13 protein-coding genes are annotated in these 15,460 nt (G+C 67.9%); 1 reads left to right on the top strand and 12 read right to left on the bottom strand.

All coding sequences use genetic code 11. From position 1 onward, the window contains the following. Nucleotides 1-44: 44 nt before the first annotated feature. The 8 genes from KQI12_RS12690 to KQI12_RS01015 form a co-directional block, all read right to left on the bottom strand. Complete coding sequence (locus tag KQI12_RS12690) at nucleotides 45-2,093, bottom strand: ASKHA domain-containing protein (RefSeq protein ID WP_216570006.1); 2,049 nt, start codon at nucleotides 2,091-2,093, stop codon at nucleotides 45-47. Next, nucleotides 2,090-3,046 carry a tRNA-dihydrouridine synthase gene (locus KQI12_RS01045; RefSeq protein ID WP_253290756.1) on the bottom strand — a complete coding sequence of 319 codons (957 nt, stop codon included), beginning with the start codon at nucleotides 3,044-3,046 and terminating at the stop codon, nucleotides 2,090-2,092. Before KQI12_RS01045 ends, KQI12_RS12690 begins: the two co-directional genes overlap by 4 nt. A gap of 101 nt (nucleotides 3,047-3,147) precedes the next feature. Beyond that, nucleotides 3,148-4,164, bottom strand: a complete 1,017-nt coding sequence (locus KQI12_RS01040) for a transglutaminase domain-containing protein (protein WP_216570004.1) — start codon at nucleotides 4,162-4,164, stop codon at nucleotides 3,148-3,150. A 129-nt stretch (nucleotides 4,165-4,293) separates the two neighbouring features. After that, nucleotides 4,294-4,743, bottom strand: a complete 450-nt coding sequence (locus KQI12_RS01035) for a CD1247 N-terminal domain-containing protein (protein ID WP_216570002.1) — start codon at nucleotides 4,741-4,743, stop codon at nucleotides 4,294-4,296. A 294-nt stretch (nucleotides 4,744-5,037) separates the two neighbouring features. Beyond that, the gene (gene efp, locus KQI12_RS01030; RefSeq protein WP_216570001.1) at nucleotides 5,038-5,607 is read right to left on the bottom strand and encodes an elongation factor P; all 570 of its coding nucleotides are present in this window, start codon (nucleotides 5,605-5,607) and stop codon (nucleotides 5,038-5,040) included. Between the two features lie 81 nt (nucleotides 5,608-5,688). After that, the gene (locus KQI12_RS01025; RefSeq protein WP_216570000.1) at nucleotides 5,689-6,753 is read right to left on the bottom strand and encodes a Xaa-Pro peptidase family protein; all 1,065 of its coding nucleotides are present in this window, start codon (nucleotides 6,751-6,753) and stop codon (nucleotides 5,689-5,691) included. 22 nt (nucleotides 6,754-6,775) lie between these two features. Continuing rightward, nucleotides 6,776-7,645 (bottom strand): TIM barrel protein, encoded by an 870-nt coding sequence (locus KQI12_RS01020; protein WP_216569999.1) that lies wholly within the window; start codon nucleotides 7,643-7,645, stop codon nucleotides 6,776-6,778. Next, a complete protein-coding gene (locus tag KQI12_RS01015) occupies nucleotides 7,642-8,154 on the bottom strand; it encodes a YqeG family HAD IIIA-type phosphatase (protein WP_216569998.1) in 513 nt (170 codons plus the stop codon). Before KQI12_RS01015 ends, KQI12_RS01020 begins: the two co-directional genes overlap by 4 nt. An 84-nt stretch (nucleotides 8,155-8,238) precedes the next feature. Between KQI12_RS01015 and KQI12_RS01010 the strand changes: the two genes are divergently transcribed. Further along, nucleotides 8,239-9,027, top strand: coding sequence for a hypothetical protein (locus KQI12_RS01010; protein WP_216569997.1), 789 nt, complete (start codon nucleotides 8,239-8,241; stop codon nucleotides 9,025-9,027). On the opposite strand, the gene KQI12_RS01005 is transcribed toward KQI12_RS01010, so the two are convergent. The 4 genes from KQI12_RS01005 to leuS all read right to left on the bottom strand — a co-directional run bounded on the left by KQI12_RS01005 (nucleotide 9,005) and on the right by leuS (nucleotide 15,377). Further along, on the bottom strand, nucleotides 9,005-11,998 hold the full coding sequence (locus KQI12_RS01005) for a tetratricopeptide repeat protein (protein ID WP_216569996.1): 2,994 nt from the start codon (nucleotides 11,996-11,998) through the stop codon (nucleotides 9,005-9,007). The two genes, KQI12_RS01010 and KQI12_RS01005, sit on opposite strands and share 23 nt — an antisense overlap. A gap of 178 nt (nucleotides 11,999-12,176) precedes the next feature. Then, entirely contained in the window at nucleotides 12,177-12,359 is a 183-nt protein-coding gene (gene rpsU / locus KQI12_RS01000; RefSeq protein WP_101693723.1) for a 30S ribosomal protein S21, read from the bottom strand. Nucleotides 12,360-12,532: 173 nt separating this feature from the next. Further along, on the bottom strand, nucleotides 12,533-12,919 hold the full coding sequence (locus tag KQI12_RS00995; RefSeq protein ID WP_216569995.1) for a VOC family protein: 387 nt from the start codon (nucleotides 12,917-12,919) through the stop codon (nucleotides 12,533-12,535). A 28-nt stretch (nucleotides 12,920-12,947) separates the two neighbouring features. Continuing rightward, the gene (gene leuS / locus KQI12_RS00990) at nucleotides 12,948-15,377 is read right to left on the bottom strand and encodes a leucine--tRNA ligase (protein WP_216569993.1); all 2,430 of its coding nucleotides are present in this window, start codon (nucleotides 15,375-15,377) and stop codon (nucleotides 12,948-12,950) included. Between the last annotated feature and the right edge of the window lie 83 nt (nucleotides 15,378-15,460).

Raw genomic sequence — 15,460 nt, 5'->3', positions numbered from 1 at the left:
TCCAGTATCTAAACTGTCCATTTCGACTGTACTGTTTTGGCCCCTCACTGCTCCGGGAAGGACATCTCCTCCAGATAGAGGTCGGAGAATCCCCGGTGGACCGCCAGCTCCAGATAGTCCGTACCGTCAGCCAGAGCTTCACAGCGGGCCAGCTCCCCGCCGTTCCGGGCGGCCAGACAGGCCCCCGCTCCGGCGGCGTTGCCGATCATGTGGAGCTTCCCCGCCAGCTCCCGGGGCAGGAGGCCGATCCGCAGGGCGCTCTCCGGGTCCATGAAGTTGCCGAAGGCCCCGGCGATCAGCACGGTCCCGATGTCCTCCAGCGCCGCGCCGAAGTCCTCCGCCATGAGCCGGATGCCGGCGGCCACCGCCGCCTTGGCCAGCTGGAGCTCCCGGATGTCCATCTGGGTCAGCACCACGGGGCTCCCGTCCACGCTATCCTCCGCCGGGGCGAGCACCACGGCGGGCATCCCGTCGATCTCGGTGAGGCGGTCCGCCAGCGCCGCGTCCTCCAGCTCCTCCGGCTCCAGCAGGGCCCCGGACTCGTCCATGAGCCCGGACTCCAGCAGAGCGGCGGCGGCGTCCAGCAGGCCGGAGCCGCAGATGCCCCGGGCCCTGCCCTCCCCCACCACATGGACGGACAGGCGGCCCTCCGCCAGACGCACATGGTCGATGGCACCGGCGGTCCCCCGCATCCCGCAGCGGAGCTTCGCCCCCTCGAAGGCCGGCCCCGCGGCGGTGGAGCAGGCGATCCGCCGGTGCCGGTCCCCCAGCACCATCTCGCCATTGGTGCCGATGTCCAGCAGGAGGGTCAGCTCCTCCCGCCGGTCGAATTCGGCCGCCAGCAGACAGGCCGCGGTGTCGGCCCCTACGAAGCCCGCCAAATCCGGGAGCATGGCCAGCTTCCCCGCCGGATGGACGGGCAGGCCGGTCTCCTCCGCCGGCAGGAGCATCCCCGCCCGGGCCACGGGCACATAGGGCGCGGCCCCCAGTGCGGCCGGCGGGATGCCCAGAGCCAGATGGTGCATACAGGTGTTCCCCGCCAGCACCGTCAGCACCACGTCCCCCAGCGCCCGGCCCGTCCGGGCGGCCATGTCCTCCGCCACCTGGAGCATCCCCTGCCGGACGGCGGCCCGGAGGGGCTCCACGCCCTCCCGGGCGGCGGCGTCGATCCGGGCGATCACATCGGCCCCATAGGCGGCCTGAGGATTTTGGGCGCTCCCCACGGCCAAGGTCTCCCCGGTGATCCCGTCCAGCAGGAAGCCCGCCAGCGTCGTGGTGCCCAGATCGAAGGCCAGCAGGAGAGGCTTCGGCTCCTCCGCCGTCAGGGCCAGCACCTCCCGGCCCGCATGGAGGGCCCAGATCCGCTCTGTCCCCTCGGGCAGGGCTCCCAGATCCCGGAGGACCGGCAGGCCCGGCGTCTCCGGGGGCCCGCCCAGCGCCTCCGTCAGAGCAGGGACCAGCCCCTCCCAGAGCGTCCGGCAGCCCCGCTCCGGGCCGAGGACGGCCGTCCAGCGGACCAGCGGGTCGGCCGCCACGGTCCGGCCGCCGCCGGCAGTGAGGATGTCCATCCCCCCGGCCGCGTCGGGCAGGCGGACCTCCATGCCCCCCTCCGCCCCGGTCTGGCAGGCCAGGACGCTCTCCCACGTCCCGCCGGGCCGGCGGAGCTCTACCCGGCATTTGCCGCAGGTGCCCCGGCCTCCGCAGGGGCTGTCCAGCCACAGGCCCATCCGGCGGGCCGCCTCCATGACGCTCTCCCCCGGGACGGCCTCCGCCGTCTCTCCGGACGGCAGGAAACGGATGTACGATCTCTGCTCCATAGGCTCCCTCTCCTCCTCTGTCTGGGCGGCGATCAGGGCCAGCTTGGCCCGGCGGCTCAGCTTCTTCAGGGCCGCCTCCCGCTTCAAGGCGGCAGACCGGCTCTCACAGCGCTCCCGATACACCGGCTCCACCGGGCGCCGTCCCCGGGTGTATTTGGCCCCCCGGCCGCTGTTGTGGACGGCGGCCCGGCGGTCCACATCGTCGGTCATCCCGGTGTACAGGGTCCCGTCGGCACAGCGCAGGAGGTAGACCCACCACGCCCGGTCCCCGCTCACCACTCCGGCCTCGTCTCCGGCAGGAGGGGGAGCTCTCCGAAAATCCGGGCGACGGTCTCCTCGTACTCCGCCGTATCTCTGGCCTTCCGGAGCCGCTTGGCGGCCTTCTCATGGTCCCCGAAGCGGCAGAGCAGATAGGCCCAGAGCTCCTTCATCCGGGACATGGCGCTCCGGCGGCTTCCGAAGGCGGCGCTGTACCCGTCGTACAGGTCGTCCACGAAGGACCGGAGCTCCGCCCGCTCCAGGGGCGGGCCCCCCTTCCGCGCCCGGATCAGCGCCGGGTCGGCGGCCAGTCCCCGCCCCAGCATCACCGCCCCGATCTGGGGCCAGTCCCGCTCCAGCGCGGCGATGTCCGCCGGCGTATCCAGATCTCCGTTGTAGCACAGGGGCCGCTTCCACTCCTCCAGCACCCGGGGCAGGACCTCCCGCCGGACGGGATGCCGGTACTGGTCGGCCCGCACCCGGGGGTGGAGGATCAGCTCCGCCAGGGGATAGCAGCCATACAGCGCCAGAAGCGGCCAGAACTCCTCCGGATCCTCCAGACCCAGCCGGGTCTTGATGGACACGGGTCCGGTCACCTTGGCGAACACCTCGTCCAGGAAGGCCTCCAGCCCCTCCCGGTCCCGCAGGAAGCCGGAGCCCTTCCCCTTGGCCGTCACCGTGCCGGAGGGACAGCCCAGGTTCAGCTCCACCTGGGGATAGCCCAGGTCGAACAGGGCCTCCGCGGCCCACAGGAAGTCCTCCGCCCGCCTGGTCAGGAGCTGAGGCACCACCGGGATGCCGGTGTTGGCCTCCCGCCCGATCTCCCGCCGCTCTCTGTGGGTGAACACATGGTCCTTGGTAGGCGAGAGGAAGGGGGCGTGGTACTGGTCCACCCCGGGGAAATGGCGGTGGTGGACCTGCCGGAACACCACGCCGGTCACGCCCTCCATGGGGGCACAGTCATATCGCATCGTCGTTCCTCTCCCGTCCCAGCCCGGGGCGCTCTTTCGGGGGCTCCGGGCCGTTTGTCTATACTATATCATATCTTTTCAAAACTGTATCGTCCGTTTTTTCAGGACTGTTCGCCCTCGTTGGCCTCCTGCGCCATGACTGCCTCCGCCGGGGCCTGCTCCGGGAAGGAGGCCCGCAGGACGGCCTGGGGCCAGTTGAGGCTCACCTGGACGTGGCGGCCCTTCTCCGTCGCCGCGGACTCCATCCGGGCCATCAGTTCCCCCAGCACCTCCCGAGTCAGATAGCCGCCCCGCCAGTGGAAGGTCAGGTCCTTCTTCTTCCGGATGGCCTGTGTGGCCCGTTTGGCCACATCCTCCGGTCTCGTGAAGGAGAGCTTCTTCTCCCGGTACCAGGTATGGTCCCCGTCGATGCAGGAGGGCACGGGCCACACCACGGGCTGGTGGTCCCGGAACACCTGCCGGTCGTCCAGACCGAAGTAGTCGTATCGGGGCTCGCCCCCGGCGGTGAGGGTGTCATCGAAGGTGGCGTCCAGATGGTGCCAGCCCTTCCCCCGGCGGACCAGGTTCCATGCGTGGCGGTATCGGATCCCCTTGTCTGGGGCGTTCTCGGAGATGGCGATCACGCTCTCCAGCCCCAGCGTGTCGCAGAGGAGCTTCACCGATTTGGCGATGCCCTCGCACACCCCCACGCCCTGGCCCAGCGGCCCGATGATCTCATGGGAGTAGGGCTTCTTCAGCTTGTCATAGCGCACGTTCCGGCAGATGAAGTCGTGGACGTACTGCTCCTTCTCCCAGTCACTGAGGGCAAGGGCGGAGCGGACCAGCTTGGTCCGGCGGGCCTCCATGGCCTGCCGGTGCGCCTTCACCTTGTCCTTGTCGAAGAGGTATTCGGGCAGACACTCCATGCTGGAGGCCAGCGGATGGACCCGGCAGGAGAAGCCGGTGACCCAGAAGATTTCCGGGCAGTCCAGCCGCAGGCGGAAGAGGACGCTGCTCAGCTCCCGCATCTCCATCCGGGGCACCGGGAAGGAGGGCCGCAGGGCGGTGACGCCCTCCTTCATGGCATGGTAGACGCTCTGTTCCTCCCGGCTCATCTGGCTGTAGTAGTAAGGCGGCATGGGCATCGTTCCTTTCGTTTCGTTCTGTCGCCCCGCCACGGGCGCAACGATCCCGCCGATATGTGAAAAGGGCCGCCGCATCTGAAACGCGGCGGCCCTCATCAGCCGTTCGTTGGAAAAAGAGAGGACTTACTCCTCGTCGTGGTCATGGCCGCAGCCACAGCCGCAGTCATCGTCGCCGCACTCATCGGACAGGTCCAGCGCGAACTTCTGCTTGCAGCTGGGGCACTGGATGGTGCCGGCCTCCAGCACGTCCTCGTCGATGACCAGCTGCTCGCCGCAGTTGGGACACTCGACCTCGAAGAAGTCGTCGTCCTCATCCTCGCAGCCACAGCCGCACTCGTCCTCGTCATCCTCGTCGAACACGACCTTCTCCACGTCAGAGAGGTCGTCGGAGATGGCGTCGATCTCCTCGCCCAGAGCCACGTTGTTCTCCTCCAGGTCCTCGATGGACATGCCGATCTCCTCCAGGATGCCGATCATCACAGAAATCAGCTTGCCCTCCTTGGACTTCTCGACGTCGATGTCCAAGCCCTCGGCCAGACCCTTCAGGTACGCGACCTTCTCAGAAATAGTCATATGGATCCATCTCCTTCTTACGGTGGCCGCCGAAGCGGCCTTGTTGGTTACAGCACAGTCTGTGCAGACTCAGCCTTTGCGGCGCTCCAGGTACTCGCCGGTGCGGGCGTTTCCCCCCATCGGACAAGTCCGATGGGGTCCCCCTCTTTATGACTTGCGCGACAGGAATGGATCCTGTCTGCGCCAAGGTCCCGCCCCGCGGGACGCTTGACGTGCCTCCGGCACGCCCCACTTTGTGGGGCCCCATCGACGCCCGCTCGTCACAGCTCCGGCCGCTCCTGTACTCCGCTCTTATCAGCCCTTGCAGCGCTCCAGATACTCGCCGGTGCGGGTGTCGATCTTGATCTTGTCGCCGGGGTCGATGAACAGGGGCACCTTGATCTCGGCGCCGGTCTCGACGGTGGCGGGCTTGGTGGCGTTGGTGGCGGTGTTGCCGCGGAAGCCGGGGTCGGTCTCGGTGATCTCCAGCTCCACGAAGGTGGGGGGCTCCACGCCCACGACCTTCTCCTTGTAGAACATCAGCTTGCAGATGGTCTCTTCCTTCACGAAGGCGAAGCCGGCGGGCAGCTCAGCCTTGGCCACGGGGATCATGTCGAAGGTCTCCTGGTCCATGAAGTAGTACAGGTCGCCGTCATTGTAGCTGTACTGGGCGTCCTTGCGCTCGATGTAGGCGCTCTCGAACTTGGCGGTGGGGTTGAAAGAGGTCTCGGTGACACCGCCGCTCAGGACGTTCTTCATCTTGGTGCGCACGAAGGCGGCACCCTTACCGGGCTTCACGTGCTGGAACTCGACGACCTGCATGACCTGACCATCCATCTCAAAGGTCATGCCGTTGCGGAACTCACCGGCTGTGATCGTAGGCATTGTACTCATCCTCCAAAAATAAAGGTTCTCAAAATTCAGCGAGTTTATTTTACCCTATTCGGCCCTCATTTGCAAGGGGTTTTACAGAATGATCAGCTCTTTCGGGGACTTTGTGAGGATCTGACAGCCCTCTTCGGTGTAGACCGCCACGTCCTCGATGCGCACGCCGAACCTCCCGGGCAGATAGATGCCGGGCTCGGCGGACACCACCGCGCCCACGGGCATGAGGCGCTCCTCCCGGGCGTTGGCGTTGGGGGCCTCATGGATCTCGATGCCCAGGCTGTGGCCGAAGCCGTGGCCGAAATAGGGGCCGTAGCCCGCGTCCTCGATGACCTTCCGGGCGGCGGCGTCCACGACCTTCCCGGGCACCCCGGCTCTGGCGGCGGTGAGGCCGGCCAGCTGGGCCTCCAGCACGGTGTGGTAGACCCGCTCCATCTCGGCGGAGGGCTTGCCCAGGGCCACGGTGCGGGTCATGTCGGAGCAGTAGCCGCCCCACTTGCAGCCGAAGTCCATGGTGATGAACTCGCCCTCCCGCACCGGCTTACCGCTGGGGATGCCGTGGGGCAGGCTGCCGTTGGGGCCGGACACCACGATGGGGTCGAAGGACATCTTCTCCGCCCCCAGGCGGAGCATCTCATATACCAGCCGGGCGGCGATCTCCTGCTCGGTCATGCCGGGCCGGATGAACTGGCAGATCGCGGTGAAGGCCTGGTCCGTGATGGCCTGGGCCTTCTCCATCCGGTCCAGCTCGCCGGCGTCCTTGGCGGCCCGCAGGCCGTCGATCAGCCCCTGGGCGGGCACCAGCTCACAGGGCAGGGCGGCCTCATAGGCCCGGAAGGCCGCCACGCTCATATAGCCCTCCTCGAAGCCCAGCCGCTCCACGCCCATCTCCTTCACGGCCTGGACCGTCAGGTCCATGTGGGTGCGCGCCCGGTCGGTCATGGCGATCTTGGCGCCGGCCACCCGCTGTCCCGCGGCCTCGATATAGCGGGAGTCGGTGGAATAGCGCTTCTCGTCCTTCCCCACCACCAGCACGCCCTCGCCGTGGAAGCCGATGGCGTAGAACTCTCCGGGCTCGCTGGTCACCAGCATGGCGTCCAGGCCGTTCGCCTCCAGCTGAGCCGCGATCTTCGTCAGATGATCCATGGTATCTCTCTCCTATCTCGTCTTATGTTCTGTCGTCCGATGCGAGGAACGACGTGTAGGTCTGCTTCATGGTCAGGGCGTCCTCCGCCTGGGTCCCGGCGGACTCGCAGATGATGGTGGGGCTCCAGCCCCGGCGGGCCACCGCCGCCATCAGGGGGACCGGGTCCGGGCCGAACGCCTCCTGCCCGAAGGTCAGGTGCATCTTCTCGCCCCCGTTGGGGGTGAACTGGATCTTGGAGAAGTGGCTGTGGAAGCGGCTGGCCCGCGCCTCGCCCAGAGCGGCGGCCAGCTTGTCCAGCATCCGCTCGGTGGCCTCCGCGCCCTCGTCCGCCCCCAGGCTCCGGGCGTACAGGTGCCCGAAGTCCACCGTGGGCAGGAGCCGCTCGTCCACCTGACAGAGCTCCAGCACCTCGTCCAGATCGCCCAGCTGGCCGATCTTGCCCATGGTCTCCGGGCAGAGGACGATGTGTCCGAACCCGGCGGCGTCGCAGGCGGTGGTCACCTGCTCCAGCGACCGGAGGGCGATGTCCAGCGCCGCCCGGCGGGACCGCTTCAGCAGGGCCCCGGAGTGGATGACCACCCGTCCGGCCCCCATCCAGTCCGCCGCCTGACAGGCCGCGGTGATATAGCCGATCGTCTTGCGCAGGCGCTCCGGGTCCGGATCCGCCAGGTTGATGAAGTACGGGGCGTGGAGGGAGAGGACGATGCCCGCCGCCCGGGCCCGCTCCCCCAGCTTCCGGGCGGTCTCTTCTTTGATGCGGACCCCTCTCCCGCACTGGTATTCATAGGCGTCCAGACCGAAGGACCGGATCCAGGCCGGGGCGTCCAGCGAGGACTTGTGGTCCTTCGTGAAGGAGTCGGCGTTCCCCGCAGGTCCGAACAAGGCGCTCATGGGCGTCCCTCCTCTCCGGGATGGCCGCTCAGAGCCCGGAAGGGCCACTCCACGGCGTAGCGCAGGTAGCGGCCGGGGTTGCCCGCCAGCCGGATGGGCTCCACCAGCAGGGTGCGCACCCCCGCCCGGTTCCCGCCCAAGATATCGGTGAAGATCTGGTCCCCCACGACGGCGGTCTCCGCCGGGGCGGCCCCCATCCGCTCCATGGCGCGGAAGAAGCCACCGGTCTTCGGCTTGCCCGCGTGGCCCAGGAAGGGGATACCCAGCACGCCGGCACACCGGCCGGGCCTGGCGGGCTTCCGGCTGTTGGAGAGGAGAAAGAGGTCCACGCCCGCCGCCGCCAGGCTCCCGGCCCAGGCCCGGACGGCCTCGTCCGGCTCTTCCCCATAGGGGGCCAGCGTGTTGTCCAGGTCCGCCAGCAGGAGGCGGATCCCCTCCCCCGCCAGCCACTGGGGGGAGATGTCCAGGACCGAACGGAACGTCCGGTCCGCCAAAAGTGGGAAGGGCATGGTGGATCTCCTTTCCACGGGACTGTCTGCCGCAGGCCCCGCATAGAGTATGATGAAGTTCCGAACAGAAGGGAGGAGCGCGTCATGGACGCCGATCTGGAGCTGACCCTGATCGCCGCCCCAGAGCAGGTCCAGGCCGCCCGGCGGCGGGGCCTCCCGGTGGCCTGTCTGGCCTATCGGGTGGGGGGCGGCGGCCATCTTTTCCGGTCCCGCCAGCCGGCGGTCCCTCCGGGGGGGCTGCTGGCGCTGGACGACCTGGGGGCCGACGGCCGGGCAGATCCCGCCGTGTTCTGCCGGGAGGTGCTGGACGAGTGCCTGGCCCGGCGGGCCTCCGGCGTGTACTGCGCCTTCCGGGACCGGACGCCGCCCCCGCTCCGGCAGGGGGCCGCCCGTCTGGCAGAGGCCCTGGCCCGCCGGGGCCTGCCCCTCTATGTGCCCGAGGCGCTGGGGGACGTGGGCCCTCACGTCCGGCCGCTGATCTCCTCCGCCCTGTCCGGCGGGTCGCTGGAACAGCGGCTCCGGGAGGCGGCAGACCGCTTCGGCCCGGACCGGACCGTCCTGCGGGCGGAGCGGACCGCCGTGGACTTCCGGCTCCCCTCCCCCACGGGGCAGGGCGCTGCCCTGAGCCGGGAGGCCCTGGAGGCCCTCCTGCGGGAGCAGGTCCCGGCGGTGTTCTTCTCGCCGGAGCTGTGCGCCCGGTATTTCACCTACCGGACCGGGCCGGAGGGGGTCCACTTCGTCCTCTTCGATGACGCTGGCTCCCTGCGGCAGAAGCTCCGCGCCGCCGCCCGCCTGGGCCTCCGCCGGGCCTTTCTGGACTACGCCGAAACGGCGGACCTGCTGGACGAGGTCATCCCTCCAGCCGGGCCATGAGGGCCTGGAGCTTCCGCTCCAGCGCCGTGTCCTCCTGATCCCGCAGGTCCTCGCTGTCCAGCGCCTGACGGCACAGCTCCCGGGCGGCCTCGGGGTCGGCGGCCACCGCCTTGCCCTCCAGATAGCACAGGGCCAGCTGGTACATCCCCTCGGCATCCCGCCGCTCCACCGCCTTCCGGTAGTAGGAGAGGGCCTTGCCCATGTCCAGACGGACCTGCTCGCCCTGCTCATAGAACCGGCCCAGCGCGCACAGGGCGCTGCCCTCGCCCAGTCTGGCGGCCTTCCGGTAAAAGCTCAGGGCCTTGGACAGGTCCTGCTCCACACCCTGGCCCAGCTCGTAGCACTCGCCCAGATTGTACAGGGCGGTGTCGTCCTTCCGCTTGGCGGCCCGCTGGTAGAGGGCCACAGCCCGCTCCGGGTCCCGGTCCACGCCCCGGCCCTTCCGGTAGAGCTCGCCCAGATTGTTCATGCCGCGGAGGCTCCCGGCCTCCGCGGCCTTCGCATACCACCGGGCGGCGGCGGCATAGTCCCGGTCCACGCCGATGCCCTTCTCCAGACACCAAGCGTAGGCGCACATGCCGTTCAGGTCTCCGGCCTCGCCGGCCTTCCGGTACCACTCCACGGCCCGCTCCGGGTCCTTGGGCACGCCGTCGCCCCGTTCGCAGAGGTCCCCAAGGGCGCACATGGCCCCGGGATGGCCCGCCTCCGCGGCCTTTCGGAACCACCGCTCCGCCTGCCGGACGCTCTTCCGGACCCCCTCGCCGGTCTGACAGCAGCATCCGAAGTCGTACATCCCACGGGGATGGCCCAGCTCCGCCGCCTTCCGGTAGAGGGCCGCGGCCTGCCGGGCGCTCCGGCGGCATCCCCGGCCCACCAGATGGAGCCAGCCCAGGGCGCACATGCCTTCCGGGTCCCCCAGCTCCGCGGCCATGCCGTACCAGCGGGAGGCCTCCCGGTCGTCCTGCTCCACGCCCTCGCCCCGCTCGAAACGGAGCCCCAGAGAGCACATGGCGGCGGTATTGCCCCGCTGGGCGGACTGCCGGAGCCAGTCGGCGGCCTTCTTCGGGTCCCGGCGCACTCCCTCGCCCCGGGCGTAGAGGAGCGCCAGATCGTACATGGCGGCGTGGTCCCCCAGGTCGGCGGCCCAGCGGTACCACTTCACGGCCTCATGGAGGTCCTTGTCCCGGCCCCATCCCTGTTCGGAGGCCAGACCCAGGTAGAAGCCCGCGTGGGCGTTCCCGGCCATGGCGGCCCGGTGGAACCACCGGACAGCCTCCGCCTGGTCCTGTCCCATGCCCCTGCCGTTCCAAGCGCAGAGGCCCAGCCAGTAGGCTGCCTCCTCATAGCCGTTGTCCAGCGCCTGCCGGAACCAGTCCAGGGCCTTGGCCCCGTCCTCGGCCACGCCGCCCTCGCCGCAGTACCAGTCGATGCCCACATAGCACTGGGCCCGGCCGTAGCCCTGCTGGGCGGCCTGTAAGTAGAGGGCCAGAGCCCCGGCACTGTCAGGGGCATCCACCCCCTGTCCCCGCTCCAGACAGACGCCCAGATTGGTCAGGGCCCGGGGATGGCCCTGTTCGGCGGCGGCTTTGTACCAGCGGACGGCCTCCTTCGGATCGGTCTCCACGCCGGAGCCGTACTCGTAGCACCAGCCCAGGTCGCACATGGCGGGCACGTCGCCGGCCTCCGCCGCCAGCCGGTAGGCCTCGGCCCCCTTCTTCTCGTCCTTGGGGACGCCGGTGCCGGTGGTACAGCACACGCCCAGCTCCCGCATGGCCCGGGGATAGCCCAGAGCGGCCGAGGCCTGATACCAGCGGACGGCCTCCTTCGGGTCGGGGTCCATGCCGATGCCCATCTGATAGCAGAAGCCCAGACAGCACATGCCGGGGGCATAGCCCTGCTCCGCGGCGGCCCGGTAGAGGGACACGGCGGCCCCCTCGTCCTGCTCCACGCCCTCGCCCCGCTCCAGGCAGAGGCCCAGGTCGGTCTGGGCCCGGGGATAGCCCTGCTCCGCGGCGGCCCGGTACCAGCGGACCGCCTCCTTTTGGTCCTTCTCTACGCCCTGGCCGTACTCATAGCACCAGCCCAGACAGCTCTGGGCCCGGACCTCGCCCTGCTCGGCAGCCCGGCGGTACCAGACGGCGGCCTCGGCCATGTCCTTGGGGCGGCCCTGACCGCTCTCACAGCACCAGGCATAGTTGCACATGCCCCGGGCATCTCCGGCCTCGCCGGCCTTCCGGTACCACTCGGCGGCGGCGGACGGGTCCCGCTCGGTCCCGTGGCCGTACTCACAGCACACGCCCAGACAGCACATCCCGTCGCCCCAGCCCTGGTCGGCGGCGGCCTTGTACCAGCGGACGGCGGTCTTGAGGTCTTTGTCCACGCCGTCGCCGAACTCATAGCGGCGGCCCAGCTCGGTCTGTCCCGCCGGGTCCCCCTGATAGGCGGCGCACTGGAGCCACCAGACCGCTTTCTTCAGGTCCTTCTCCACGCCGTCCCCCTCGTGGTAACAGCGGGACAGCAGGATCTGGGCCCGGGGGAAGGTCCGCTCGGCGGCGGTCCGGTACCATTCCACGGCCCGCTCCGGATCCCGGCCCACGCCCACGCCATTCTGGAGGCACCAGCCGAAATTGCACATGGCGGGCACATAGTCCAGCTCGGCGGCCTCCTCATAGAGCCAGGCCGCCATCCGGGGGTCGGCCGCGGCGCCGATGCCGTTCTCCAGGCACCAGCCCAGATCGCTGATGCCGCAGGGCTCTCCCTTGCCGGCGGCCTGGCGGAAGCAGGCATAGGCCCGGGCCTCGTCGCGCACGGGCCCCTCGATCCACCAGGTGCCCAGCACGGTCCACTGCTGACCGGTGAGGGCGTCCTCCCGGATGGCCTCCATGGTCTTGCCGCACTGGGGACAGCACTCCGGCCGCTCCGCCTGCTCGACCACACAGGTACAGTCCGGATCGGTACAATGATAGATCATGGCTGCTTCCTCCTTACAGGCGTCCTCCCGCGGGCCGCCTCTTCTGCATTTCGTACATGGGTCAGTGTATCATGTTCTCCTCCCGATCGCAAGGGACGGAGGAGCCCCGCTGTCCGCGCTCGGCTCTGCTGTAAACTGAAAGCCCCGCACCACGAAGGTGCGGGGCTTTACCTATCGATCAATAAAACTTCTTGCGGTTCTTTCGGGCGGCCTCAGACTTCTTACGCCGCTTGACGCTCGGGCTCTCGTAGTGCTCACGCTTGCGCACTTCGGCCAGGACGCCCGACTTGGCACAGCTGCGCTTGAAGCGCTTCAGAGCGTTCTCCAGAGACTCGCCGTCCTTCACACGGACTTCCGACATTGATTTCCCCTCCCTCCGAAGCGGCGGTCACGCCGCCAAAGGGCCACATACTGATAGTTATGGCTTTAACATTGATTTATTATACGGGCTCGGCCCCGGTTTGTCAAGCAGAACTTTTGCGATCCTGCCGAGTTTTCCACAAAACGCCTCCCGCCGGTGGGATCTCTCCGGCCTCAGCGCTCCTGGAAGAACTCGATCTCCTCCCCGGCGGGGCCGGTGCAGAAGGCGATCCGGATGGGGTACGCCTCCCCCAGAGACTTGTCCGTGGGCTCCATAACCACGGGGCATCCGGCGGACACAGCCAGAGCCAGGGCCCCGTCCACATCCTCCGTGCGCAGGGCGATGTGGGGGAAGATCCCCTTCTCCTCCCCCGCCTGTCCAGTGGCCATGATCTCCAGGACGCAGTTGCCCAGATCCACCATCGCGCCGGAGCGGTCCCCCGTCCCCCAGGTGCGGAGGAGGGAGAATCCCAGCGTCCCGGTATAGAAGCGGACGGTACGGTCGAAGGCCTCCCGGCCCTTCGCCTTCAGACAAACATGGTGCAGTCCCTGAAACGACATGGCAGGCGCCTCCTTTTCCCGCGGCATCTTATTTCTTAAAGATCAGGTTGACCAGCTTGTTCTTGACCAGGATGGTCTTGAACAGGGTCAGGCCCTCGGCGGCCTTGGCCACCTTGTCCAGCTTCATGGCCTCGGCCACCACAGCGGCCTCGTCGCTGTCCATGGGGACCACGATGGTGCCCTTCAGCTTGCCGGAGACCTGGACGGCCATGGTGACCTCGCTGGCCACAGTCTTGCTCTCGTCATAGGCGGGCCAGGGCTGCTGGCAGGCCATGCCGCCCTTGGCGGCGGCAAAGCCCAGCTGCTCCCACAGCTCCTCCACCATGTGGGGGGCGAAGGGGGACAGCATCAGCAGGAGGGCGCCCATGTCGCCCTTGGAACAGCCGTTGGCGTAGAAGTCGTTGACCAGGGCCATGAGGGCGGCGATGGCGGTGTTGAACTTCATGGCCTCGATGTCGGCGGAGACCTTCTTGATGGCCTTGTGGATGGCGCTCTCATTGGCGGCGCTGTACTCCAGGCCGTCGGCGCACTGCTCGGCCAGGTTCCACACCCGGTCCAGGAAGCGCTTGCAGCCCTTCACGGCGTTGTCGGACCAGGCGGCGGCCTTCTCAAAGTCGCCGATGAACATGATGTACAGGCGCATGGTGTCGGCGCCGTACTGGGCCACCACGTCGTTGGGGTTGACCACGTTGCCGCGGCTCTTGGACATCTTCTCGCCGCCCTCGCCCAGGATCATACCATGGGAGGTGCGCTTCTGATAGGGCTCCTTGGTGGGTACCACGCCGATGTCGTACAGGAACTTGTGCCAGAAGCGGGAGTAGAGCAGATGCAGGGTGGTGTGCTCCATGCCGCCGTTGTACCAGTCCACGGGGGACCAGTACTTCAGGGCCTCGGGAGAGGCCAGGGCCTTGTCGTTGTGGGGATCCATGTAGCGCAGGAAGTACCAGCTGGAGCCGGCCCACTGGGGCATGGTGTCGGTCTCGCGCTTGGCGGGGCCTCCGCAGCAGGGGCAGGTGGTGGACACCCAGTCGGTCATCTTGCTCAGGGGGCTCTCGCCGTCGTCGGTGGGCTCATAGCTCTCCACGTCGGGCAGGACCAGGGGGAGCTGGTCCTCGGGCAGGGGCTGCCAGCCGCACTTCTCGCACCAGACCATGGGGATGGGCTCGCCCCAGTAGCGCTGGCGGGAGAACACCCAGTCCCGGAGCTTGTAGTTGACCTTGGCCTGGCCGATGCCCTTGTCCTCCAGCCACTTGGTGATGACGGGGATCGCGTCCTTCACGGTCATGCCGTTCAGGAACTCGGAGTTCACCAGGATGCCGGTGTCGTCCTTGGCGGTGAAGGCGGCCTTCTGCACGTCCTCGCCGCCGGAGACCACCTCGATGATCTCACAGCCGAACTTCTTGGCGAACTCCCAGTCGCGCTCGTCGTGGGCGGGCACGGCCATGATCGCGCCGGTGCCGTAGGTGGACAGCACGTAGTCGGAGATGAAGATGGGGATCTCCTTGTCGTTCACGGGGTCGATGCCCATGACGCCGTCCAGGCGCACGCCGGTCTTCTCCTTGTTGAGCTCGGTGCGCTCCAGGTCGGACTTGGAGGCGGCGGCCTTCTGATAGGCGCCGATCTCCTCCACGTTCTTCAGCACGCCGCTGTCCATCCACTTCCGGACCAGCTCATGCTCCGGGGAAAGGACCATGTAGGTGGCGCCGAAGAGGGTGTCGGGGCGGGTGGTGTAGACCACGATGTCGTCGCCGGTGGTAGCCTTGAAGGTGACCTCCGCGCCGGTGGAGCGGCCGATCCAGTTCTTCTGCTGGGTCTTGACCCGCTCGATGAAGTCCAGGTCGTCCAAATCGTCGATCAGGCGCTGGGCGTACTCGGTGATCTTGAGCATCCACTGGCTCTTCTCCTTGCGGATGACGGGGGAGCCGCAGCGCTCGCACACGCCCTCCACGACCTCCTCATTGGCCAGCACGCACTTGCAGGAGGTACACCAGTTCACGGGCATGGTGGTCTTGTAGGCCAGGCCGTGCTTGTAGAGCTGGAGGAAGATCCACTGGGTCCACTTGTAGTAGCTGGGGTCGGTGGTGTTGATGACCCGGTCCCAGTCGAAGGAGTAGCCCAGCATATGGAGCTGCTTGGAGAAGTTCTGGATGTTGTCGTGGGTCACCTTGGCGGGGTGGATGTGGTTCTTGATGGCGTAGTTCTCGGTGGGCAGGCCGAAGGCGTCATAGCCCATGGGGAACAGGACATTATAGCCGTCCATGCGGCGCTTGCGGGCCACCACGTCCATGGCGGTGTAGGGCCGGGCGTGGCCCACGTGCAGGCCCTGTCCGGAGGGATAGGGGAACTCCACCAGTGCGTAGAACTTGGGCTTGTCGCTGTGGTCCTCACAGTGGAAGGTCTTTTCCTCCATCCACTTCTTCTGCCACTTGGGCTCGATGGCTGCGAAATCGTACTTCAACGCTATCACGCTTTCCTGAAAAATATCGTTCCCGGTCCCGGAGCGCTCCGGCGGACCGGTCTTTTTAAGAGATCCGTTCTATT

Origin of the sequence: Pseudoflavonifractor sp. MSJ-37 (genome assembly GCF_018917965.1) — a bacterium.
Classification (GTDB): domain Bacteria; phylum Bacillota; class Clostridia; order Oscillospirales; family Oscillospiraceae; genus Pseudoflavonifractor_A.
Note: the sequence above shows the minus strand (reverse complement) of the source record. Positions and strands in the feature narration are given on the sequence as shown.